This is a genomic window from Hallerella sp. (genome assembly GCF_022776125.1).
GTDB classification, from domain to species: Bacteria; Fibrobacterota; Fibrobacteria; order Fibrobacterales; family Fibrobacteraceae; genus Hallerella; species Hallerella succinigenes.
On record NZ_JALFIA010000053.1, the window covers coordinates 10,460 to 34,164 of the forward strand.

Below are 23,705 nucleotides of genomic sequence, written 5' to 3' on the forward strand. Positions count from 1 at the left end.
TTTATTCCAAATACGCAGGGTCAATTGTCGGTTCGTATCCAGTCACCGTATCCGAGGCTTTTTTCACATAGACTTCGCCACGTTTTTCGGCTTCGCGCTTAGCTTTCTTTTCGCGCTTTTCCGCTTCGATCGCCTTACGTTTTTTGATGCGTTCCTTTTTCATCGCCAAGCGTTCGGCTCGCGTCAAACGTTCCTTGACCGGTTCTTCTTCGTATTCCTCTTCTTCGATTGGTTCTTCTTCCAAATACGGATGGTTGATTTCCGATTCGTCGAAGTCGCGGAAGCTCGAATCTTCATCGAACGTCGGAGCCTTCTGCAGGCATTCCTTTTCAAGGAACTTTATAGCCTTTTCGAAAGGCTTTTCAAGCGGGACGGAGAACGTCATCTTCTTACGCGTTTTCGGATGCACGAACATGATTTCGACCGCCTGCAAAAGCTGCGCCGGAGCGATTTTCAAAAGTTCTTCCGCAGTATCGTGGTAAAGCGGCGGAATGCGGTGCAACGAAGCTTCTCGGCCTTCATAAATGGGGTCGCCCACAATCGGATGTCCTGTATAACGGGAATGTACACGAATCTGGTGAGTACGGCCCGTATCCAGTTCATATTCCATGAGCGTCGCAATCGCAAAGAATTCCTTTGCCTTGTAACGCGTCTTTGCATACTTTCCATCGCGGACAACCGCCATGCGCACGCGAGACTTGGGATCGCGTCCCACCGGCAATTCGATTTCTCCAGAAAGATCGCGCGGATGTCCCCAAATCAAAGCTTCATACTTACGGTGAAGCGTTCTCGTTTCGAGTTGTTTAGCGAGACTCCGGTGCGCCTTGTCGTTCTTGGCGACAACCATTAGGCCCGGCGTATCCTTGTCCAGACGGTGAACAATCCCCGGACGGAGCGGACCGTTCACGGTCGAAAGCTTATCCTTAAAGTGGTACAGAAGTCCAGCGGCGAGAGTTCCCGAAAGGGCGCCTGCACCCGGGTGCACCACAACGCCGCGCGGCTTAAAAATCACAGCCACATCGTCATCTTCATAGACGATGTTCAGCTTCATCTTTTCCGGCTTCAGTTCTGAGGCTTCCTTTTGCGGAAGAGCGTCGAGGGCAACGAGCATGCCTTCGGTCAATCGCAAATTCTTTTTGGCGACAGAACCGCCCGCGACGACGTGACCTTCCGTGATGAGCTTTTGGACATCCGTGCGGGAATAGTCCTTCAGCTTTGCCTGAAGGAACTTGTCTAAGCGTTCCCCGACATCCTTTTCGGAAATGACAAACTTAGGAAACTCAGGAGAGGGATTCTTCGTTGTTTTCTTCTGCATTCGAACCTGCTGGATTATACGCAATCCATTTATAGATTACCGGGGAAATAAGGACCAGAGCCACACCGACCGTAACACAGCAATCGGCAAAATTGAACGTGGGCCAACGCTGCATAATAAAATCCGGGAAATCGCAGTCGATAAAGTCCACCACCTTACCGATGCGGACGCGGTCTGCCAAATTTCCAAGCGCCCCGGAAAGAATCATCGCAATTCCCGTGCGCACCAAAAAATCGCCCTGCTTGACCGAACGGTAAAAGCTGAACAGCACCACGACGGCGACAAGGGAAATGACCAAAAAGAAAACTGTCGGAGAGAGGAACGGCAAAAGATCCTGCGGACGGCTGCTGAACGCGGCGCCAAAGTTATACGCCAAACGGAATTGCAGCAAGTCGCCGATTACCGGCACGATTCTTCCGGTCGGAAAATCTTCGCTTGCTTCGAGATACGCCACCGCCCAGATCTTTGTCGCTTGATCGACAAAGATGGATGCGAAAATAAAGGCAAGGTGGAACTTCCACGACTTCAAAAGACGAAAACGTTCACTCATACACCATCCCTCAAAGCTTCGAAAGACTTCCTGATCCAGGAATTGGAATAGAAGTGAAGCGTCGTTGACTTGATGATATCCTTTACGTCGTCACGGGTAATCTTGACCTTGTGATCCTTATCGAAAAGATGCGAGCAGTCGCCCATGATCGAAAGGTTCTTGGCCGCCATAAAAAGCGGCCAAAGGCAGAAGAGTCGAATCTGCGGATTGCGACGCGGAAGCGTCACCGTGTATTCGATTGCATCCGACAAATGCTTCCAGGCTTCGCCGACGAGTTCTTTCATGACCGAAGCACGCGCCTTGCGGTCTGCATTCGGGGCAAACATCGCCGGGGAACTTTCAAAACCGTGACAGTGGCAGATCATTTCCGGAACAAAGCAAACCTTGCGTTCGGAATCTTCACGCACGTCCTTGATGATGTTCGTGAGCTGCAAAGCAAGTCCAAAGCTCACGTCATAGGTCTGGAGCTTATAAAGTTTTTCTTCGGTAATCGCCGAGTTTTTGGCGGCAAAAACTTTGGTCAAAAGTTTACCGACGATTCCTGCAACGTAATAGCAATAGCGCGAAAGGTCCGACATCGTTTCGAGGGTAAACCATCCCTTTTCAAGCGATGCGCTCATCTGCTGAATGGAACTTGCCATGCCTTCGCACATTTCGACGACCGTGTCACAGACCGGCTGCACATATTCCTTGTCCAAAGTCCAGAGCAGCGGAACGACCGTCTGGGAATGCAGGCAAAGGTCGTAATTTGGATCATCGGAATTTTTGAAATATTCTGGGAGAGCCTTCACAAAGGCTTCCGTCGCAGAGTCCACATCGGCGTCTTTCGCAAAGATCGCAGAGAAGAGTCCGAGAAGGCGAAGCTTGTCGCCTTTGGGAAGATTCGCATCGTCTTCGACCGTATCCGCAATGCGCAGATACAGGTAAGCGAGAAGCACCGACTTGCGCAGGTTTCCAGAAAGGCGGTTGATATTCAGCGCAAAAGTACGCGACACGAGCAAAAGCATCTTGTCGGCATACTGGAACGCGTTCTTGATTTCTGTCGCGTTAAGCTTGCTCATAAGCAGATTTTTCCTTTTCCGCGGCGATTTCCATTTTAGATCTTTCTCGCAAATACTTGAGCAGTTGCTTTTCGGATTCCGCCTTCTTCATCGCGTTGCGGAAAGCCCAAGCCGTGTGGCCGTTAAGGTCATCTTCCGAAAGCGGACGTCCGAGCTTGCTGTAGTATTCGCTCTGCTTTTTATATTCCAAAAAATACGCATTGACCTGCAAGCGGTAAATGCCATTCATCGCAAATTCCGTCAGGGGCTTGACCACTATCAGGAAGGCGAGGAACATAAATACGAACCAGTACGGAACCGAAGGGAAGAGCGAGAAAAGGCTCGCTGCCGACGAAAACGCCGCCAAAACGCCTAAAATCACCAAAAAGAACAAAGTTCCGAGTCTTAAAAGTGGCTTTTTGGACCACCACTCGGGGACGTAGCACCAGTTTTTTCCCATGCGAATTCGACGTTTGAGCGCAACCGGGTAAGCCAAAAAGCGGGCCCACAAGAACAGTGTGACCCAGAAAATGGGGGGCAGCCAAAAGAACGCCCCGACAGAGCAGATGTAATCCATCATATTCGCAATAATAGTTAAATTATAGAGCATGAATCCGCAACTTGAGAAATGTTTGGAACTTTTGCACGGCAAGATTTCTGATGCCGTCTACAATGATTTATTTGCGAATTTGGAGCTTTCGAATGTAACCGATCGCCGTGTCTCCGTCCTGTTCCCTGCGGGCAAGGATGTGAAGGCGTATTTGCCGTATAAAGTCCTTTTGGAAATGAGCTGGCAGGAAGCGACCGGCCAGCATCTTGAATTTGAATTTCAGCACCCAGAAGCCAACCCTTCCGTTTCGACCCCGACAAACGAATTTTGCCAATCGATTAAACTCGCGGAAGAATTCAGCTTCGAAAACTTTGTAGTCGGCGACAAGTCGAAACTCGCCTTTAGCGCAGCCTTTGCCGTTGCCGAAAATCCGGATCACAGCAAGTACAATCCGCTGTTCATCTACGGAGCTTCGGGTCTTGGCAAAACGCACCTTTTGCAGGCGATTGGCAATTACATTCTGGGCAATGCGACGGGCAAGGTCGTCCGTTACATCCCGGCAAACGACTTCCAGCGCGAATACACGGAAAGCATTCGAAACGGTAACACGAACGAATGGTCTTCCTTCTACCGCAATGATGTGGACGTCTTGTTGATTGACGACATTCAAAACTGGAGCGGTTCGACCGAAACCCAGAACGAATTCTTCCACATTTTCAACACGTTGCACCAGGCGGGCAAGCAAATCGTTCTGACCTCCGACGCCCCAGCAGCCGAAGTCAAGAGTCTTTCCGACCGCCTCGTGAGCCGTTTTTCTTCGGGCCTCACCGTCGACATTCAGCCGCCGGCGCTCGAAACGCGCGAAGCCATTCTCCGCAAAAAGGCGATCAACAGCCACCTAGACATTTCCGACGACGTGTTCGCCTACCTCGCTGAAAACATCGAAGGCAGTGTGCGACCGCTCGAAGCGGCGATCGTTCGCCTTGCGATGCAGTCGAGCCTTTTGAAGCAGGACATCAGCATTTCGCTCGCCCGCCAGGTCGTCGCAGACATTATCCCGAACATCAAGCGTCGCGTCGGAATCGAATCCGTGATTCACGCCGTTTCGCAATACTTTGAAGTTCCGGAAGACAAGCTTTTGGAAGCGGGCCGCGGTACAAAGGAGGTCGCCCACGCTCGCCAGGTCGCCATGTACCTGATGAAAACGCTCACGACCCTCAGCTTAAAGAGCGTCGGCATGCGTTTTGGCAACCGCGACCATTCCACGGTCATGCACGCGATTAAAACCATTGAAAACGAAATGAGGGAAGACGCAACGTTCTCGCGTGTGGTCGAAACCTTAAAGGCTAACATCCACTAAAAAAATGCTTTTCGAAGACCTAATCCAGGAACATTACGACTCAAACGAGTATCCCGCTTTAGCGGCTCTTGCCGAAGAATGGGAAGAAACCCGTCCTTTTGAAGGACTCAAGGTTCTAGTCGCAACACCGATCTTCCGAAACAGTCTGGTCCAGTACGAGGCTTTGATTGCAGGCGGAGCCGATCTTTATGCGGGCCGTACTGTCGAAGGTACCGTCGTACCGTGCGACGTCGAAATCGTGGAACTTTTACAGGAAAGTGAAATTCCCGTTCTTTCGCCCGAAATGGTTCTGGACATGGAACAGGAAGATGATTATTTCGATCTGATCCTCGACTGCGCTGGACAGTTTTCCGCCTGCCATCCGAGAATCGGATTTGTGGAACTGACAAAGACAGGCGTTCCCTATTACGAAGATGTCGATTTCCCCGTTTTCATTGCCGACAGCGGCATTATTAAGCGGATAGAGACTTCCCTTGGCACTGGCGACGGTTATTTCCGCGGTCTTGAAAAGGCCGGCTATTCGAATTTTGAAAAGAAGAAGTTCGTCGTTTTCGGAAGCGGTAAAGTCGGCTGCGGAATCGCCCTGCAGGGTTTAAGCCGTGGCGCAGAAGTGGTGACGGTTACGGACACCAGCCGTCGCAATACTTCGAACGATTTCATCTTGACCTTGGAAGCGAACGGCATCGAAGTCGTGGACAAGAACGACTCGGCAAAGGTTTCCCAGCGGATTCTAGACGCGGACTTTGTCGTGACAGCGACCGGTATGAAGGACGCCCTCGCAAGCGAAGCGTTGCAAAGCGCCTTGGCAAACACAAAAGCTGTCCTTGCAAACATGGGCGTCGAAGATGAATTCAGCGAAGACTTTCCGGAAGAACGCGTTCTGAACAAAAAGCTCGCGTTGAACTTTAGCCTAGAAGAGCCTACGCATTTGAAGTACATAGACGCATCCCTTGCGCTGCATGCGGCACTCGGCGAGCGCCTGGTTTTGGAACGCGATGGCGTGATCGACGCGGAAGACGAAAACAGCAAGGGCCTTCGCAATCCACCGGCAGAAATCGAACAAAAACTTTTGGGCATCACCATGCAAAATGGCATCATCGGGGCTGAAATTGCCGAAATGATGGGATTCAAAGAGACTTAAGAGCATGAAGATTATCGACATTCTCAAAAAAAACAAAATGAGCCTTTCTTTTGAAGTTTTCCCGCCAAAAAAGGCGACTAGCTTTGAAAGCGTCAAATCGGCAACGGAATCGATCGCCGCTCTAGGCCCTTCTTTTATGAGCGTGACCTATGGCGCAGGCGGTGGCGTTAGCCAGTACACTTTGGAAATCGCCAAGAACCTGAAGACTAAATTCAACGTATCGATGCTTGCGCACCTGACCTGCGTTTCGAGCAGCAAGGAAACCGTGAAGCAACGCATTGCCGACATGAAGGCGGCAGGCATCAAAAACGTGATGGCTCTCCGTGGCGACTTGACCCCGGAGCTGATTGAAAACAATCGCGAAAAATGCGACTACCATCATGCGATTGAACTCATTCATGAACTCAAGGCCAGCGATGCGGACTTTTGCATTGGCGCGGCCTGCTACCCGGAAAAGCACCCAGAAAGTGCCAACCAGCGCGAAGACATTCAGCACTTGAAGGAAAAGGTCGACGCTGGCGCGGACTTTTTAACGACGCAGATGATCTTTGACAACAACCTCTTCTTCAGCTTCCTCTACAAGCTTCGTGAAGCGGGCGTGACCTGCCCTGTTCTTCCGGGCATTATGCCGATCACGAACGCGAACCAGGTGGAACGTGCGATCAAGCTTTCCGGATCCTTTATGCCGCAACGTTTTAAGTCTCTTGTGGACAAGTTCGGCAGCGATCCGGATGCGATGAAGCAGGCAGGCATCATTTACGCAAGCGATCAGATTATTGACCTTTACGCAAACGGCATTACGAATGTTCACGTCTATTCGATGAACAAGCCCGATGTGGCTGAAGGAATTTTGAAGAACGTTTCTGCAATCCTCGGCAAGAACTTTGTCTAGACTTACCACTTCGCCAAGGCATTGGCAATGATCAGATCCTGTAGTTTTTCGATGGCGCGCGCCTGACCGTGGCGGTCTTCCGTTTCGTTTTGCAGAACGTCATAGGTTCCGTCGGCGGAAAGGTTGTCGCCCTTGTAAATCATCTTTTCTGCCACGTTGTCATAAAAGCGAACGTTTACCTTCATCGTGACGCGGTACGTTTCGACTTCGGAACCGCTGGTGAAGTTTTCTGGTTTGTTCGTATAACTTAACAGGGTGAGTTGAAAGTCCGCATCGGCTTCGGAATTCACCAGGCGAACACTGCCTGCGTTTTTTCGGAAAAGTTTTTCGACGCTGTCCCGGAGCGTATTCGCAAGGACCGGATCCAAAGTCTTGTTATCCACTTCATGAATCTGCACCGTCCGGATATGGCTCGGGAGTGTACTTGCGGTAAAGCTGTAGCAACCGCACAAGGCGAGCAGGGGAAGCAACGTGAAAAAGAGGAGTTTCAAACGATTCATGTTTCCAAAGATAAATTCTAAATACTAGATTTTGCCCGTACCAAACTTTAAAGAGGCATCCCATGCTTGATATTCGTAAGATCCGTGAAAATCCGGATTACTATCGTGAAGAAACCAACAAGAAGTACACGACCGTCGACATCAAGGACGTCTTGGCCATCGACGAAGTGCGTCGCCCGCTCCTGACCGAAGTCGAAAAGCTGAAGAGCGAACGCAATGCGGAATCCAAGAAGATTGGCGAACTCAAAAAGAAGGGTGAAAACGCCGATGAAGCCGTGAAAGCCATGCGCGATCTCGGCGACAAGATCGACGAACTCGACAAGAAGCTCAAGGATCTCGCCTTTAAGCAGACCGAAATGCTCATGCACGTCCCGAACATCGCTCCGCGTTCCCCGGAAGGCAAGGATTCGAGCGACAACACTGTGGAAAAAGAAGGTCCGCTTCCGTTTGACTACTACTCCAAGAATCGCGACTTCACCCCGGTCGATCACAAGACCCTGGGCGAACGTCTTGGCATTTTTGACTTCGAACGCGGCGCAAAGATTTCCGGCAACGGTTTCCCGGTTTACCGCGGTCTCGGCTCTCGCCTCGAACGCGCATTGATCCAATGGTTCCTCGATGAACACCAGAAGAACGGCTTTGAAGAAATCACCCCGCCGTATCTCGTAAACCGCACTTCCATGCGCGGCACGAGCCAGCTTCCGAAGTTCGAAGAAGACATGTACCGCTGCGACAAGGACGACGACCTGTTCCTCATTCCGACTGCAGAAGTTCCGCTCACGAACCTCTATGCAAACGAAGTGATTCCAGCAAACGAACTTCCGAAGCGCATCTGCGGGTATTCCGCTTGCTTCCGCCGTGAAGCAGGTTCCTACGGTAAGGACACCCGCGGTCTTCTCCGCTTGCACCAGTTCAACAAAGTCGAAATGGTGTTCTTCTCCCGTCCGGACAATAGCTACGAAATGCACGAAGAACTCACCCAGTTCGGTGAAAAGCTTCTCGAAAAGCTCAAACTCCCGTTCCACCGCCTGGCTCTTTGCAAGGGCGACCTCGGCTTCGGTGCAGCCAAGTGCTATGACTTGGAAGTGTTCGCTCCGGTCGAAAACAAGTGGCTCGAAGTCAGTTCCTGCTCGAACTTTGAAGACTTCCAGGCTCGCCGTGCAAACATCAAGACAAAGATCGACGGGAAGAACGTTTACGTGCACACGTTGAACGGTTCGGGCCTTGCAACTCCGCGCGTGATGGTCGGCATCTGCGACAACTATCAGCAGAAAGACGGTTCTCTCGTCATTCCGGAAGTTCTCCGTCCGTACATGGGCGGGCTTGAGGTTATCGAACCAAAAGCCTAACCATAGTCCCGCTTCAAAATCCAAATTTGGGAAGGCTCCGCAAATGCGGGGCCTTTTTGACTACCGACCACTTCATTTATACGCATTCTGCATGATTTTGTCTGATAAACTTAACACACTTGATACAGTTTTTTATATATTCAAAATAGCGCTCAGGAGTACTTTTCGATTTGATATCTACTTTATTCATAACAACAATGAGGGTATCACCATGAAATTCAAAAAGGTTCTCTTTATGCTCGGACTCGGACTTCTTTCTTCTACAGCAGTCGCTCAAGACAAGGATTATTCCGGAGCCGAACTTTTCACCAACGAAACTCAGATGTACGGCAAGTACGAAGCCCGCATGATGATGGCTACGGGCTCAGGCCTCGTCAGCTCGATGTTCTTGTACCATAACGACTCCTACATGGGAGATCCGGAACCGTGGGTAGAAGTGGACATCGAAATTCTCGGCAAGGTTCCGAACAAGTTCCAGTCCAACATCATCACCGGTAATGCCGCCAAGCAGATTACGAGCGAAAAGCATCACGATCTTCCGGGCAACGCCAACGAAGGCTACCACACCTACGGAATGGAATGGACTCCGAATTACGTCGCTTGGTTTATCGATGGCGTGCAGGTCCGTAAAACGATGACCGATTCGAACGACACCAAGAATCAGGTTGCAGCCTTGATCCGCGAACAGGGCCTCCGCTTTAACCTGTGGTCTTCGGAAGTGACCAGCTGGGTCGGTGAATGGAACGACGCCATTCTTCCTGTCCATCAGTACATCAACTGGGTGAAGGTTTACACCTACACACCGGGCGCTGGCGAAAACGGCTCGGACTTCACTCTCGCCTGGACGGATGACTTCGACACCTTCGACGATTCCCGCTGGGGCGCAGGCAACTGGACCTTCGACAAGAACCGCGTAACGATGAGCCCGGACAATGTAACCGTGAAAGACGGCACCTTGATCTTGAGCCTTACCAAGGCAGGCCAAGAAGGCTTTACAGGAGTCGTTCCGGTAGACACCGACAATACTGCTATCCGCAAGAGCAAATCCGTGAAGAGCGTCGGTGCTAGCTACCCGGAATACCTGAGCACCTTTGACTTGATCGGTCGTTACAAAGGCGAAAAGAAGCGCTAAAGGTTCCCATGAAGAATACTGTTATCGAAGCCCTGTTAAACAGTCCGCATGCTGATGGAGACAAACTTCCATCCGTCCGTCAGCTGATGCAGTACCTACACACGGCTTCGGGTACAGTACAAAGCGCGTTGCGCGAACTTGCAAACCGCGGATTCATTTACACAGATCCGGGCAAGGGATGCTTTTGGGGAAAGCGGAAAGCGGTGGAACTTCCACCGCTCAAGCCTTCCGCCCAGAACGAACTTTCGGAAAAATTCTTTGCCGACGTCCGCTCCGGTTATTTTTCCCTGCAAGGCGCTTTACCTTCTCAAAAAGAACTCGCCTTGCGCTACCGCGTATCGATTACGCGCATGCGCCAATTCTTAAAAGACATTCAGCAAAAAGGAATGCTCGAACGCGAGGGCAAGAGTCGCTACTTCTTCCCGAAGCAGGATGAACGTTCCGAAACGGAAATCCTTTTTATTACACGTTCAACCGAATGGGGTGCCTATAGCCCGGTCAGCGAACGTGAAATGGATTTTTTGAAATTCGTGTACCGCACTGGTGCCGAAAAGAATTTAAACCTGCGACTGCTCGGCTTTAACGAAGAAACGGAACAGTTCTTTGACCGCAACGGAAACACGAAGCAGATTTCCGAATATCCGAATGTGGTCGGCGCAATCGTTTCAACGCTTTTGATGCAAAAGCCTTTCCGCATTTTAAGTCAACTGCAAAACGCGAACTTTCCGATTTCAATCTGGTGGGAACACGCCGCGTTAGATTTGCCAAAATCTTTCTTGAAAAAAGAAGGCTGGGCCTTTTTCAATTCCACCTTCGGTAAGAACCCCGGCAAAACGGTCGGCAAATATCTTTTGCAAAAAGGCATTCAAAAAATCGAATACATTTCCCCGTACCATGCGAGCACCTGGTCCAGGGATCGTTTAAAAGGCCTTGAAGAAAGCGGTCTCGAAGTAATTCCGCATGTCGATGGAAAATATGCGAGTCCTTGGGATTTTCGAGAACTCGAAAAGGATAACGGTCCCAAGCACACGATTGATTTGCGAGCAAAGAATCACGAAAAAGAAATTCTCCGTTCCTTGGTGAGCGAAGCCTCTCCTGAAATTCCTTGGGTCACCGTAAACGACGAAACCGCTGGGCTTTTGCTTGAACTGGAAGAAGAAAAGGTTTTAGCCAAGACGCCTTATATGGTGGGATTCGACAACTCTGTCGAAAGCTACCTGTTGCGCTTGGATTCGTTCGATTTCAACACGGAAGCTCTTGCAGCCCAGATGTTCTACCATTTGGAACTCGGCAAGAACGATCCGTTCAAAAGTCCCCATCTGCGTGAAATTTCGGGGAAAATCGTCGAAAAATAAAGCATAAAAATAGCCTACGCATTTTCCTTTTTAGGGTATATTTATGGCGTGTTCAAGTCTCTTTTTTGCATTTTTTGTGTTTTTGTCGGAATTGCCTTTTCGCATCCGCACGTTTTCATCCATGCAAGAGTAGACCTTATTTTTGACGAAAACGAATTCGTCGGCGTGCAGAACCGCTGGGAATTCGACCTGATCTACAGCCAGGCGATGATTGCCGCAGCCGATGCAAACGGGAACGGCACTTTTGAAACAGACGAACTTCAGCTTTACAAAAATCAGATCGTCGACGCGGCGACTGAATACAGCCGTTTCAATTACATCGGCGACGGTACCCACTTTTTCTCTCCCAAAGAAAGCAAAAACTTAAAAGCATCGGTCACCAAAGAAGGAAAGCTCGTGGTGGAATTTTTGAACACGTTCCACATTCCAAGCAATCCCGATGATTACACAATGCTCGTTTTAGCCGTAACCGATCCGACAAATTACATCTTGATTACCGTCGATATGGAACAGAGCGAAGTTCATGCTCCCGATGCGATGGCAGTGGAATATTTTATGGACGCCCTCGACGATCTTACTCAGTTCAAGAATTTTTCTGGCACAGTAAAGGGGCTTTATGTTCGATATCAAAAAGCACAGTGACTTCTTTTGCATTTTTTGATCTGTCTTCTCTTTGCAAGCGCCCTTTCTTTTGCCGGCGCAAGCAACAAGCGTTTTGATTTTAAAAAGCCCGAGCCTGCAAAGACGACTGTCGTTGCTGACTCTTCTGAAGTCAAGACAACTTCAAGCTATTTCTTTATCGGTTCTGACGCGATGTGGGAATGGCTCGTTTCAAGCCAAAAGAATCTTCGGGAAAAGATTTCGCAGCACGTGACGCACCTTAAAAACGGGGAGCTTGCGAGCCTTGGCATTTTCCTTTTCATCTGCCTGATTTACGGGCTGATTCACGCCCTAGGGCCTGGCCACGGTAAAACGATCGTGGCGAGTTACTTCATTGCACGCCGAGGAAAAATCCTACAGGGCGTGGGACTTGGAACAGCGATTACAACAATCCACACGCTCTCTGCCGTGGCGCTGCTTTTTGCCTTGTACGGCGCGACCAAGGCAGCGCTCTTCCCCCTTTTTGAAGCGAGCCGTATCCACATCGAAAAAGCGAGTTACGCTCTCATCATTTTGACAGGCCTGATTTTGACCATCATCGCGATCCGCGAAACGGTTCACAGCCATCAAAATGAAACCGTACAGGCGACCGCCTCTTGGAAGGAACTTCTCTGGTTCGCCTTCATCACGGGCATTGTCCCCTGCCCCGCTGTCGCCCTGATCGTCTTCTTCTGCCTTTTGAACGACCTTCCGGGAATCGCCCTACTCGGAGCCGCCGCCATCTGCATCGGCATGTCCATGACCAACACAGTCTTTGGCATTGGAGCGATCCTTGCCCGCCGAGGAATCGACAAGGGCGTTCACCACATGAGCAAGCTCCACAAGTACGCAGGCACCATCAACACGTTGATTTCGCTTCTCTGTGGCACGGGCATTACCCTTTTCGGCATTTTCCTGTTTCTGAACGCCCGTTAAACGCGCCTTTTAGAACGCACCAAGCCTACCCAAAAGTTACAATTTACTAACTTTTGGATATGAATCCAACTGTTACCGGATTACTGATTCCTTTTTTAGGAACTTCGCTCGGCGCTGCGATGGTCTTTTTTCTGCGTGACAAAATCCAGCGTTCCGTAGAAACGATGCTCATGGGATTTGCCGGCGGCGTGATGATTGCAGCGTCTATTTGGAGTCTTCTGATTCCGGCGATCAACCAAGCCGAATCCATGGGAAAGCTTTCCTTCATTCCTGCAGTTGTTGGATTCTGGGCGGGCATTCTCTTTTTACTGCTTTTGGACCATTTTATTCCGCACTTGCACAATCACGCGAATCATCCGGAAGGTCCTCAGTCCCATTTAAAGCGTTCGACAATGCTCTTGCTCGCCGTGACGTTGCACAACATTCCAGAAGGCATGGCTGTCGGTGTTGTTTACGGTGGAATTCTGGCCGGGAACGCGACCATCTCTTGGGCAGGCGCCCTTGCTCTGAGCCTTGGCATCGCCATTCAAAACATTCCGGAAGGCGCGATTATTTCAATGCCTCTTAAGGCTTCGGGCTTTAATCGGCCCAAAGCTTTCTTTTACGGTGTCCTTTCGGGAACCGTGGAACCGATTGCAGGCGCTTTGACATTCTTTGCATCATCGATGATTACCCCGGCGATGCCCTTCCTGTTGAGCTTTGCCGCAGGCGCCATGATTTACGTTGTAATCGAAGAACTCGTTCCCGGCACAAAATCCGGCGATCACTCCGATATCGGAACTCTTTTCTTCGCTTTCGGCTTTAGCCTCATGATGATTCTCGATGTGGCACTCGGCTAAAAAAGAATTCTTTGAAAGATTCCATATTTAGTCTTGACTAACATCCAGTTCCGTTGTATATTATCTTGGAAGAATTAGACAAGACTAATAAAGGACAACTATGAAAATTGCAGTCATCTATTGGAGCGGCACCGGCAACACCGAAGCCATGGCAAATGCTGTTCTCGAAGGCGCTAAAGATGCCGGTGCAGACGCACAGCTCTTCACCTGTTCTGATTTCAACCTCGCCACCGCAGATTCCTTCGACGGTTTCGCTCTCGGTTGCCCGGCCATGGGTGCTGAAGAACTCGAAGATTCTGAATTCCTTCCGCTCTACAACGATCTCAAATCTTCTCTCGCTGGCAAGAAAGTTGCCCTCTTTGGCTCTTACGGCTGGGGCGGTGGCGAATGGATGAAACTCTGGGAAGCCGACTGTTTCACAGGCGCTCCGGTGAAGGCTTGCGAAAGCGTGATCTCGGAAGAAGCTCCGAGCGATGATGTTCTCGCTCAGTGCAAGGAACTCGGCGCAGCCGTTTCCAAGTAATTTCCCAAGATATTGTCTCCTGGAAGGTTGGTAAGGAAGAGTCAACACCTTACCAACCTTCCTTTTTAGCGTCAAGGCTGCTCAGCCGCTTTTAACGCAAAAGAAGTAAATCGTTTTCACTTTAAAAGGCTTTCCCAAAAAGGAAAGCCTTTTTCATTTTCAAAGTTCTTTTCACAAAAAAATTCCCTCAAGAAGAGGGAAGCTTTTTTATAAATCCCCCCCGGGGCTTTCGCCCCGAGGGAATCGTCTATGGCAATTCTATTGACTGCAATGTTTAGAGGCGCTCGAAGAACATCCTTGGGTACAACCTACACAACCAGGGTTATGGTTCACGACCGCTTCCTTTGCGTTCTTGCACACGAAGGCGATTGCGACAGTGCTCCATACCAACAGAATTGCAACGACAAGGATATTTGCGAGCATATAAACCTCTCATCCTTACTTCTGATTCGCAATCGCGTCCACCGAGCGGACTGCGCCAAAGGTATTACCCTTGTATGGATCCGGACGGAAGAGCTGGAAGAGAATGCCTGCGAGGAAGAGGATTGCTATCACGGTTCCCACGCCAAAACCTGCACCCAAAATCACACTACCAATCTGGTAGACGATAAAGGTGATGACCCATGCCCAAACATTCTGGAAAATCACTGCGAACCAGAACCACTTGCGGTCATTGAGTTCGCGAGCCATGGTCGCAATCGCAGCCAAGCACGGAGAATTGAGAAGGTTGAAGATCAGGAAGCAGAAGGCTGCAAGAGCCGACGGGAACCAGGTCATCAAAGCCTTACTGAACGGGTTATCCGCATCCAGATCGTCTTCTGCACCCGAAGCTTCTTCGACAGCGGCTTCGTTACCACCGGCGAGAACCGCCATGGTACCGACAATCGCTTCCTTCGCGGAGAAGCCAGAGAGGGATGCGGCAGCTGCCTGCCAGCCACCCTGTTCGCCACCGAAGCCGAGCGGAATGAAGATGTAACGGAGCTTGTCACCGATACGGGCGAGAATCGAGTTAGCCGAGTTTTCAACAATACCGAACTGGAGGTTTTCCGAATCAGCGGCAAGGCCTGTTTCGTAAGCGACTTCTTCCGCAGCCGGAGCTTCAGTGACCTGTTCCGTAGCCGTTTCTTCAGCTTCCGGAGCCGGAGTTTCAAAGCCGTAAGTAGAAAGGAACCTCATTGCCAAGCAAGCGAGGAAGAGGATCGTACCGGCCTTGATCAAGAAGCCCTTGGTACGTTCCCAAGCGTGCATCAAAACCGTCTTGATCTGCGGCATGTGATACTGCGGGAGTTCCATCACGAACGGAGCCGCTTCGCCGTGGAAAGGCTTCGTCTTCTTGAGCATGATCGCCGCAAGGAGAACGCTGCCGATACCGAGAGCGTAAACGCCCGGAGCGACCCAAGAACCGAAGCCGCCCGCAGCTGCAATCACGCCCGCCATGCAAGCAATCACCGGAAGCTTTGCACCACACGGCACCCACGTCGTGGTCATAATCGTCAAACGGCGGTCGTTATCGTTTTCAATCGTTTTCGAAGCCATGATGCCCGGAATTCCGCATCCCGAAGAAATGAGGAGCGGAATAAAGCTCTTGCCCGAAAGACCAAATCGACGGAAGATACGGTCCATCACGAATGCGATACGGACCATGTAACCGCAGTCTTCAATAAAGGAGAGCAAAACAAACAAGATGAACATCTGCGGAGCGAAGCCGACAACGGCACCCACGCCACCGATGACACCGTTCACGAGAGCATCGGTCAGGATCGGATTTGCACCGGCACCTTCCATCCATCCCTGGACAGCTTCCATGATACCGCCGACGAAGTCATCGTTCGTCCAGTCCGTAGCCATGGAGCCCACAGTCGTGACGGAGATGTAATACACAGCCCACATCACAAAGAGGAAGATCGGAAGGCCGAGAATGCGGTTCGTTACAATGCGGTCAATCTTGTCAGAAAGGGTCAAGTTCTTTCCAGACTTCTTGAGCACGCCCTGCAGGATGTCGCAGATGTAGTTATAACGTTCATCGGTGATGATCGATTCGCTGTCATTGTCACGAGCGGTTTCGAGGGCCTTCACAATTTCTTCAATGCGAGCCTTATCCGATTCAGAAAGAACCAAGCGTTCGTTCACGTTCTGGTCGCGTTCAATCAGCTTGATCGCATACCAACGTTTGAGACTTTCTTTGATCGTTGCCGGAAGAAGAGCGGTCACGTCTGCGATTGTTTTTTCGACATCATCGGCAAACTTCGTTTGAGCCTGTGTAGCCTTGGACTGGGAAAGTTCCACAGCCTTCTGAGCGGCTTCCTGAACACCCTTGCCATAGAGAGCCTGGGTTTCGACGATCACGACACCGAGCTTTTCGGAAAGTTTCTGCACGTCGATCGTGTCGCCGGACTTCTTCAAAGCGTCCATCATGTTGAGCGCAATAACAGTAGGCTTGCCGAGTTCGAGAAGCTGAGTCGTCAAATAGAGGTTTCGTTCAATGTTCGTCGCATCAACGATGTTTAAAATGACGTTCGGAGCGTCACTCATCAAATAGTCGCGGGAAACGACTTCTTCTTGAGTGTATGGGGAAAGGGAATAGATACCCGGAAGGTCCGTGACGACCGTGTCCTTGGACTTCTTGAGGCGGCCTTCCTTGCGTTCCACCGTCACGCCCGGCCAGTTACCCACATACTGGTTTGCACCCGTCAAGGCGTTGAACATGGTAGTCTTACCGCAATTCGGATTACCTGCGAGAGCAATTGTCGTTGCCATTTTCAGAACTCCTTATGCATCTTTGACTTCAACACGTTCCGCATCATCTTTGCGAATGCTGAGTTCATAACCGCGCACAGTCACTTCCACCGGATCCCCGAGCGGAGCAACCTTGCGAACGTACACTTCTGCACCGTTCGTAAGACCCATGTCCATCAAACGACGCTTGAGAGCACCTTCACCATGGAGCTTGGCAACCTTCACGGTTTCGCCAACCTGTACATCACGTAAAGTTTTCATGTCATCTCCAAAGAATTAAAAATCAGACCATAATACGGCATGCCAACTTGCGGTCCAGAGCAATGCGGGATTCTTTCACCTTCACAATCACGTTGCCGCCAAGGCTCGCCACGACCGTCACCGGCGTACCGACACTGAAACCGAGTTCGTTCAAGTGCTGTTTCACAACGTTATCGCCACCCAAACGCTTGACCGTAAAAATTTCTCCAATTGTGCAAAAAGTTAAAGGCATCTCTGAACCTCTTTGAGTTGGATTAGAAAGACAGCGCAACGGATGCACCAGCGACGAGGTACATCTCATCGCTTTCACCGTAATCGTCACCCATCGGGACGCAAACGCGGAAGTAACCATCGAAGCCAAAGTTATCCGAAACGGTGTAATAAGCCTTCGGAGCGAGCCAGAGCTGGGAAAGGTCTGCATCGGTGTCGAGAGTCATCGAGTGCAATTCAACCTGTGCACCGAGGCTCAAGTTTTCGGTAAGGCCGAAGACCGGTTCTGCATAGACGAAGAAGTGTTCAGGAACTTCCAAGTCCGTCGGATCATCGTCATCGAGGAATGCCTTGAAGACGGTTGCCTTGAGGCTTACCTTGCCAAAGTTGAATTCCGGTTCTGCAGCAAGAGCGTGGGTCATCTTCGGAGTGTCTTCGGTGAGAGCGTCAGACTTCAAGCCGTAAACGAGCTGGAGGGTACCGATCGAGCCGAGAGCGAGGTTAGCCGTCACGCCGAAGCGGAGGCTGTTATGAGATTCCGTCTGGTAGCTCTTGTAATTGAAGAACGGACGGATTGTATGGTTGCCCAGGGCGAGTTCATAAGCGGCGTGGAAGTCGTAAGTGGTGCAGCCGACGTCCGAATCGCTGCAGTCATCGTCATCGCGATCCCAACCGAGACCGAGGACAAGACCATAAGCATTCAATTCGAGACCGCGGGTATTGCGTTCCACCATGCCAATCGCATAGTCACCCGGATCATCGTAATCGTAGTAACGGAAAGCGCCTTCTGCATAGGTGAAGTCACCAGCCTTGATAGCGACGCCTTCGCTCAGCTGATACTGAATGAAAGCACCGTCATAGGCAAAATGCGGAGCGGTACCGTCGCCGTCAGCGGAAATAGCCGCTTCTGCAGACCACTTGTCCGTGAACTGCACGCCGAACACGAGATTGAACGTCGAAGCGTAATCGTGGAACCACTTGTTTTCTTCTGCGTTGTTATTCGTTTCATCACGCGGATCGACCTTCTTGTAATCCGTATTGGCTTCGAATTCCACTTCGCCAGCCACCGTGAACTTCGGGCCTTCATTCGAAGCGGCCGGAGCAGAAGCTTCCGTTGCGGCAGCGGTTGCAGCCTGCTGGACATCAACCGGCTGAGATGCTTCCCGCTGAACTTCTTTCTGAACGGCAGCCGGTTCTTCTTCGTAATAACCGTCTTGAGCATAAAGCGGAGCTGCAAAGAGTGCAGATGCAAGCATTAAACCAAAAGTCTTTGTCATCATGATTCCTTTCGTTATTGCCAAATTGACCTATCTGAATCTTAGCGATCGCTATCTGAATTAGATTCAACTAGAGTTTTTAGTTTTGTCTAATTTCTAGGACAAATTTAGCTATAGCTAAATAATTAGTCAAGGCTAAATTTAACAGAAATTGCAGATACCCAAGGCAACCTTGCTAGGTGGTCTTCTTGGATTCTTTCTTTTTTGAGGTTTTTTTGACGTTTTTTTCGACAAAGGACTCAATTCGGTCCAAAGTTTCGCCAGAAAGGACGTGTTCAATGGCACAGGCGTCTTCATTTGCGATTTCCGACGGGACCCCTAACTGTTCAAGAAAGCTACGCAAGAGCTTGTGACGGCAAAGGACCGACTTGGCCGCAGCCATGCCGGACGGGGTGAGTTCTACGAGCCCATAAGGTTCCTGTTCCACGTGCCCCAAAGCTTTCAACTCGCCCAAAGCCCGAACGACGGAGGGAGCCTTAACGCGAAGTTCCGCAGCAATGTCTTTGAGGCGAACAGCCCCTTTTGACAAATGCAGCACGAGCACCGCTTCTAAGTAATCTTCTAGACTTTGGCTGAGCTTTTTCATAGTTCTACCAATCTACATAATTCCAAGATTCCCAAGAGCTCAGCGGATTTTCCACAGGACCCTTTTCGGGGCATTTTCCGAAATTTTTTGCACGTAAAAAGTCTTGGAGCCGATGACCGAGCCGCCCTTCGCCGCAGTTTCGACCTTCCACTTGCCCTCGGGAACGTTCTTTTTGGTCGTATAGATGCGGAAACCTTCTTCTCGACTGCCCCGGGTCGTCATGCGCGCCGAGGTAATCGTGTTCAAAAGTTCATACTTGCCCGTCTTTGCATTCTGATGGTACCAGCGGTGTTCAAGCTGCGTTTCGACTTTCGCCGGGGCAAAAACCGCGCTTACAAAGGTTACCCCTTCCCCTTCAGCAATCGAAAGTGTCGGAGAAAATCCCAAATAAACGCTCAGTCCGCCGAGAAAATCGTTTTCATCGACGTAACACGTATAATCCTTGGAAAATCCCGTACAAGCATTCTGGTCCTTGAGCACGAGCGGCACAGGCGCAATCCAGTTCGCGAGATAAGCGATGAGCAAAATTCCGGAAATCACCGCCGGAGCGATCAACGCCCGCTTCGAACGGCGCGAAAGCTTGAACGCCCCAAAGCAAATTCCAAAAGACATCGCGGCCGAAACCAAGAACCAAAAAAAGCCGATCCCATTCACCAAATGCGGAATCAAAAAATTCAGGTACATCGTCCCGAGTAAATTAAAGAGAGCCAGCGAAAATTCAAACTTGGCATAGCTTTGCTGCAAGAATTCATTCGCCACCAGGAACACCGCAAGAAGCGCCACCAAAAAGAAGGCGCCAAACGACCCGCTGCTTTTAAAATAGCACACGACCAGCGCACTGAAAAGGCTACCAAAGCAGAACTGTACCGCATAGGTAAAACGGTTCTGCCATTTTTCGTTCCATGCGCGATTTAAGAATTTACCAGGCTCTGCGGCGAGCAACAGCAAAAAGACAAGCGACGCCACATAGTACAGCAAAAGAATCGCCAAGTCCGTCGTCTGAACGAGCTTGCCAAGTGTAATGGAATCCCACGTAAACCCGCCAAAAAATGCGGCAGCCGGAAAGAATTTGCGTATTTTTTGAACAACAGAATTTTGCAGAGCATTTTGAAGCAATTAGACTAACCCTCAAACAAAACGATTCCCATAAAGAACAGAAAGACAATTATCAAAGCCGAAAAAACCGCCAAACCGCCGAAAATCCATTTCACATAACGGGCAATCTTGACCGTTTTCGACTTGGAATCTGACGCAAAATGCTGATAGAGATTCAAACCGGCAAGCAATGTAGCGGCGGCATCGTCCACCCAGCCAGTTCCAGGCACCGAATCTGGAATCAAATCGACCGGAGAAATGTCATAAATCAGCACCAATACCGCAAAAGCAATCGCCACCCCTTTGCAAAGGGGAGAACAGCCATCCGCTTGGCATTCTTCACACTTAAATTTTAGATCTCGATTCTCTTCCATCATAAACTCCGCTGCTCTTAAAATAATAAAACGATTTTTTCACAAATAATGCAAAGGGAAAATTTTTTTATATTCTACCTGTCTAAATCATTCCACTTGAAAAATACAAGGAAATAAAAATGAGTTACAAAATCGTTCTTATCCGCCACGGCGAATCCGAATGGAACCTCAAGAACTTGTTCACCGGCTGGAGCGATCCTGATCTGTCCGAAACCGGTCACAAGGAAGCCAAGCTCGGCGGCCAGCTCCTCAAGAAGGACGGCTTCACTTTCGATATCGCTTACACCTCCTTCCTCAAGCGTGCAATCCACACCTGCAACCACGTTCTCGAAGAAATGGAACTCGAATGGATTCCGGTTGTGAAGAACTGGCGTTTGAACGAACGCCACTACGGCGCTCTCCAGGGCTTGAACAAGTCCGAAACCGCTGCAAAGTACGGCGAAGACCAGGTGAAGATCTGGCGTCGTTCCTTCGACATCACTCCGCCGGCTCTCGAAGCCGACGATCCGCGTAACCCGCAGAAGGAAGCCAAGTACGCGAACGAAGATCCGAAGATTCTCCCGCTTACCGAATCCCTCAAGATCACGATCGACCGCGTTGTCCCGTACTGGGAAAATGTGATCAAGAAAGACGTCGCTGCAGGCAAGAAGGTTCTCATCGCGGCTCACGGTAATTCTCTCCGTGCTCTCGTGAAATACCTCGACAATATCTCTGACGACGAAATCACCGGTCTCAACATCCCGACTGGCGTTCCTCTCGTCTACACGCTCGACGACAACTTCAAGCCGATCGAACATCACTACCTCGGCGATCAGGACGCAATCAACGCTAAGATCAACGCCGTGAAGAACCAGGGCGCTAAGAAGTAATTCTTGCTATCTGATTTTCAAAAAGGCCGCTCGTTTGAGCGGTCTTTTTTATGAACGCTTAATAATCCTGGACGCAGCGGACCGGATAGTATTCGTGTTTGTTGGAACGGGCTCCAAATTCCACGCCTGCCTGCATCGATTCTGCGGCGGTGAATTTTTCATTGTCATCCTGGTTCGGGAGCCAGTAATAAACAGAGGTTTCTCCCTTTGAAGCCTGCCACACGAAGGTGCCCGAAGTCAGGAGCTTGTTTGCCAGATTTGCGTGGGCACGACCGCGGAGATAGGTGTAAAGCTTGGTCCATTCCGTGGAATCCGGCAAGTGCCAACCTTCCGGGCAAACGTGTTTGGCGGTTTCCCAGTTGTAAAGACGTCCGAGCGTGGTGCAGCTCTGTTCCTTGGAACCTTCGGCGCACTTGCTTCCCCAAAGAGTGCGGTAGTTCAAATGCGTCGCCATCCAAACCTGATCGCCCGCCTGTACGACGCGGTAGATTTTACCATCGCGGGAATCCTTAAAGTAAGTGCGCTTCGGACGGAACTTGCCCTTCACGAACTTCTTGCCCGAGAAATCGCTGTCCCAGGTGTCTGCCTTGCTGAGCATTTTCCAGTTCTTGTCGCAGATGACGATTCCATGGGATGTCTTCTTTTCTGTGCCCATGTTCTTTTCGGTGCAAAGGCCGAACATCTTTTCATTATCGCTTTCGAGGCGCCAGCGGTGCAATTCCGCATCGCAAACAAATTCGCTAGCCTGCAAACCGTTCATGGTGCGGGGAACGCTTTTCTTTTTGACGGAGCCGTCGCAAGAAGTCTTGTGCATTTCAAAAATCTTATCGCAGTCGAAGAGTCTAAACGACACGCGCTTTTCGTAAGCGTCATCGATCGTCGGGTAAACGGAGCAAGCGTTCAAAAGCAAGAAGTTCCAAACGTCATCGGTCTTCTGGAAGCCCGTGCGAATCTGTTCCACCAGGTTTTCTTCCGAATAGCCATAGCCCTTGCTCTGCAAGAACTTCATGTCTTCGACCCAGTTGGAGTCCCGATCGAACCAGTCCAAGTTCCAAAGGCCCGCCCAGAGGGCATCCATGTTGCGGTCAAAAAGCTTGACCTTTTCGCGGTGTTCAAATTTTTCGCGAGTTTCCTTGAGAACGACTTCCGTGGCGCACTGTTTTTTGCGAGCCTTGACAAAGGCGTTCAGCATCTTGGTGCAGGCGAGCTTCGATTGTTTGGAATCGTCGAAGGCACAGGCGCCGAATTCAAACTGGAGAGAATCCCCCTCTTCGGCATCGGCAATACGACGCTTGGAAGTCTTTACGATTTCGTTCAGATCTCGGTAACATTCACCCTTGGTCATTTCCTTGTCGTAAACGGAATCAACCGTTGTGACTTGGTAGAATTCCAAAAGGAACTTTTTATCGAGAGAGCGCAGGTACGGGCCAAGTTTTTCACGCGGAACGCTGTCGAGGTAAATTTTACATGCGTGAATGGATTCCTGATTTTGGCAGAAAAGAGAATCCAAGCGTTGCAACGTAGCAAAGCTCTGCGTCTTCATCCATTCCACGCAAAGGTTTTCATCCGTTGCACCCGAGCAGGACTGCGAAATTTGAGATTCCATCAGGGCAAGGCTATCGACCGCCGCATAAACGATCGAATCCGCCGGAATTTCCGACATCGCCATCATTTCGGGAGAAGCTAAAGGATCTGTCGTCACCGAGTCCGTTGCAGCAGAATCTGCAACAGCGACTGAATCCTGTACCGTCGCGACCGAATCTTTTTTCGAAGCTACGCCCGAACCTTCTTGCGCAAACAGAGCCACCGCAAAAAACGCAGTCACCCCCCAAATCTGTGCCGTGAGTCTTTTGTACATAAATTCCCCTTATAAATCAACGCGACACAAAATAGAAAATTTCAAACGGAAAATGCATTTCTCCGGATAATTTCCAAGGTCCATCAGAGCCACGGTCGCCGTTCCCGGCTCCACATTGTTTGCAAAAGCCAATTCGCAATAAAGCGGATCGCCCATCATCGGGAGAATCGCATCGGAATGGGCAAAAAAAAACGGAAGCGCTTGCGTCTCCGTTTTCTTCAGATTCAATCAGTCTGAAAATTACTTCTTAAGGCTCTTCACAGCCTTGTAGAATTCGCGACGAACCTTACCGAACTTCTTATAATCGACAGAGCTTGC

At 50.3% G+C, this 23,705-nt stretch carries 24 protein-coding genes; 11 read left to right on the forward strand and 13 right to left on the reverse strand.

Annotation, left to right across the window (positions count from 1 at the left end):
- Nucleotide 1: 1 nt before the first annotated feature.
- From MR847_RS06390 to MR847_RS06405, 4 genes are read right to left on the reverse strand one after another with little or no spacing between them, the layout of a single operon-like run.
- Complete coding sequence (locus MR847_RS06390; RefSeq protein WP_287723264.1) at nucleotides 2–1,315, reverse strand: RluA family pseudouridine synthase; 1,314 nt, start codon at nucleotides 1,313–1,315, stop codon at nucleotides 2–4.
- Complete coding sequence (gene lspA, locus MR847_RS06395) at nucleotides 1,281–1,865, reverse strand: signal peptidase II (protein WP_100424802.1); 585 nt, start codon at nucleotides 1,863–1,865, stop codon at nucleotides 1,281–1,283. The genes MR847_RS06390 and lspA overlap by 35 nt, the downstream gene beginning before the upstream one ends.
- Entirely contained in the window at nucleotides 1,862–2,926 is a 1,065-nt protein-coding gene (locus MR847_RS06400; protein WP_287723265.1) for a squalene/phytoene synthase family protein, read from the reverse strand. The genes lspA and MR847_RS06400 overlap by 4 nt, the downstream gene beginning before the upstream one ends.
- Complete coding sequence (locus tag MR847_RS06405; protein ID WP_287723266.1) at nucleotides 2,913–3,515, reverse strand: hypothetical protein; 603 nt, start codon at nucleotides 3,513–3,515, stop codon at nucleotides 2,913–2,915. Before MR847_RS06405 ends, MR847_RS06400 begins: the two co-directional genes overlap by 14 nt.
- Here MR847_RS06405 and dnaA point away from each other — a divergent pair.
- From dnaA to metF, 3 genes are read left to right on the forward strand one after another with little or no spacing between them, the layout of a single operon-like run.
- Nucleotides 3,514–4,815, forward strand: coding sequence for a chromosomal replication initiator protein DnaA (gene dnaA, locus MR847_RS06410; protein ID WP_100424805.1), 1,302 nt, complete (start codon nucleotides 3,514–3,516; stop codon nucleotides 4,813–4,815). The genes MR847_RS06405 and dnaA overlap by 2 nt on opposite strands.
- A gap of 4 nt (nucleotides 4,816–4,819) precedes the next feature.
- Nucleotides 4,820–5,956, forward strand: a complete 1,137-nt coding sequence (locus tag MR847_RS06415; RefSeq protein WP_287723267.1) for an NAD(P)-dependent oxidoreductase — start codon at nucleotides 4,820–4,822, stop codon at nucleotides 5,954–5,956.
- A gap of 4 nt (nucleotides 5,957–5,960) precedes the next feature.
- On the forward strand, nucleotides 5,961–6,848 hold the full coding sequence (gene metF / locus MR847_RS06420) for a methylenetetrahydrofolate reductase [NAD(P)H] (protein ID WP_100424807.1): 888 nt from the start codon (nucleotides 5,961–5,963) through the stop codon (nucleotides 6,846–6,848).
- A gap of 2 nt (nucleotides 6,849–6,850) precedes the next feature.
- Here metF and MR847_RS06425 read toward each other — a convergent pair whose 3' ends face one another.
- A complete protein-coding gene (locus MR847_RS06425) occupies nucleotides 6,851–7,348 on the reverse strand; it encodes an LptE family protein (RefSeq protein ID WP_100424808.1) in 498 nt (165 codons plus the stop codon).
- Nucleotides 7,349–7,410: 62 nt separating this feature from the next.
- Here MR847_RS06425 and serS point away from each other — a divergent pair, with 62 nt between their 5' ends.
- The 7 genes from serS (at nucleotide 7,411) to MR847_RS06460 (ending at nucleotide 14,121) form a co-directional block, all read left to right on the forward strand.
- Nucleotides 7,411–8,697, forward strand: coding sequence for a serine--tRNA ligase (serS, locus tag MR847_RS06430; protein WP_100424809.1), 1,287 nt, complete (start codon nucleotides 7,411–7,413; stop codon nucleotides 8,695–8,697).
- 211 nt (nucleotides 8,698–8,908) lie between these two features.
- Nucleotides 8,909–9,829, forward strand: coding sequence for a glycoside hydrolase family 16 protein (locus MR847_RS06435; protein WP_407718855.1), 921 nt, complete (start codon nucleotides 8,909–8,911; stop codon nucleotides 9,827–9,829).
- An 8-nt stretch (nucleotides 9,830–9,837) separates the two neighbouring features.
- Entirely contained in the window at nucleotides 9,838–11,184 is a 1,347-nt protein-coding gene (locus MR847_RS06440) for a GntR family transcriptional regulator (protein WP_287723269.1), read from the forward strand.
- A 48-nt stretch (nucleotides 11,185–11,232) separates the two neighbouring features.
- Nucleotides 11,233–11,826, forward strand: a complete 594-nt coding sequence (locus MR847_RS06445) for a DUF1007 family protein (RefSeq protein WP_287723270.1) — start codon at nucleotides 11,233–11,235, stop codon at nucleotides 11,824–11,826.
- Between the two features lie 6 nt (nucleotides 11,827–11,832).
- Complete coding sequence (locus MR847_RS06450) at nucleotides 11,833–12,759, forward strand: nickel/cobalt transporter (protein ID WP_287723271.1); 927 nt, start codon at nucleotides 11,833–11,835, stop codon at nucleotides 12,757–12,759.
- Nucleotides 12,760–12,818: 59 nt separating this feature from the next.
- On the forward strand, nucleotides 12,819–13,598 hold the full coding sequence (locus MR847_RS06455) for a ZIP family metal transporter (protein ID WP_287723272.1): 780 nt from the start codon (nucleotides 12,819–12,821) through the stop codon (nucleotides 13,596–13,598).
- Nucleotides 13,599–13,698: 100 nt separating this feature from the next.
- Nucleotides 13,699–14,121 carry a flavodoxin gene (locus tag MR847_RS06460; protein WP_287723273.1) on the forward strand — a complete coding sequence of 141 codons (423 nt, stop codon included), beginning with the start codon at nucleotides 13,699–13,701 and terminating at the stop codon, nucleotides 14,119–14,121.
- Between the two features lie 438 nt (nucleotides 14,122–14,559).
- On the opposite strand, the gene feoB is transcribed toward MR847_RS06460, so the two are convergent.
- The 7 genes from feoB to MR847_RS06495 form a co-directional block, all read right to left on the reverse strand.
- Nucleotides 14,560–16,878, reverse strand: a complete 2,319-nt coding sequence (gene feoB, locus MR847_RS06465; RefSeq protein ID WP_287723274.1) for a ferrous iron transport protein B — start codon at nucleotides 16,876–16,878, stop codon at nucleotides 14,560–14,562.
- A gap of 12 nt (nucleotides 16,879–16,890) precedes the next feature.
- Nucleotides 16,891–17,118 carry a FeoA family protein gene (locus MR847_RS06470; protein ID WP_100424817.1) on the reverse strand — a complete coding sequence of 76 codons (228 nt, stop codon included), beginning with the start codon at nucleotides 17,116–17,118 and terminating at the stop codon, nucleotides 16,891–16,893.
- A gap of 22 nt (nucleotides 17,119–17,140) precedes the next feature.
- Complete coding sequence (locus MR847_RS06475; RefSeq protein ID WP_100424818.1) at nucleotides 17,141–17,350, reverse strand: FeoA family protein; 210 nt, start codon at nucleotides 17,348–17,350, stop codon at nucleotides 17,141–17,143.
- Between the two features lie 22 nt (nucleotides 17,351–17,372).
- Nucleotides 17,373–18,608, reverse strand: a complete 1,236-nt coding sequence (locus tag MR847_RS06480; RefSeq protein WP_287723275.1) for a hypothetical protein — start codon at nucleotides 18,606–18,608, stop codon at nucleotides 17,373–17,375.
- Nucleotides 18,609–18,780: 172 nt separating this feature from the next.
- Complete coding sequence (locus tag MR847_RS06485) at nucleotides 18,781–19,191, reverse strand: metal-dependent transcriptional regulator (protein WP_106520281.1); 411 nt, start codon at nucleotides 19,189–19,191, stop codon at nucleotides 18,781–18,783.
- A gap of 39 nt (nucleotides 19,192–19,230) precedes the next feature.
- Complete coding sequence (locus MR847_RS06490) at nucleotides 19,231–20,307, reverse strand: DUF2914 domain-containing protein (RefSeq protein ID WP_106520282.1); 1,077 nt, start codon at nucleotides 20,305–20,307, stop codon at nucleotides 19,231–19,233.
- A 5-nt stretch (nucleotides 20,308–20,312) separates the two neighbouring features.
- Nucleotides 20,313–20,663, reverse strand: a complete 351-nt coding sequence (locus MR847_RS06495; RefSeq protein ID WP_106520283.1) for a YkvA family protein — start codon at nucleotides 20,661–20,663, stop codon at nucleotides 20,313–20,315.
- 116 nt (nucleotides 20,664–20,779) lie between these two features.
- On the opposite strand from MR847_RS06495, the gene gpmA reads away from it, so the two are divergent.
- Nucleotides 20,780–21,529 carry a 2,3-diphosphoglycerate-dependent phosphoglycerate mutase gene (gene gpmA, locus MR847_RS06500; RefSeq protein ID WP_100424823.1) on the forward strand — a complete coding sequence of 250 codons (750 nt, stop codon included), beginning with the start codon at nucleotides 20,780–20,782 and terminating at the stop codon, nucleotides 21,527–21,529.
- Nucleotides 21,530–21,587: 58 nt separating this feature from the next.
- Here gpmA and MR847_RS06505 read toward each other — a convergent pair whose 3' ends face one another.
- Complete coding sequence (locus MR847_RS06505) at nucleotides 21,588–23,387, reverse strand: FISUMP domain-containing protein (protein WP_287723276.1); 1,800 nt, start codon at nucleotides 23,385–23,387, stop codon at nucleotides 21,588–21,590.
- Nucleotides 23,388–23,705 lie beyond the last annotated feature (318 nt).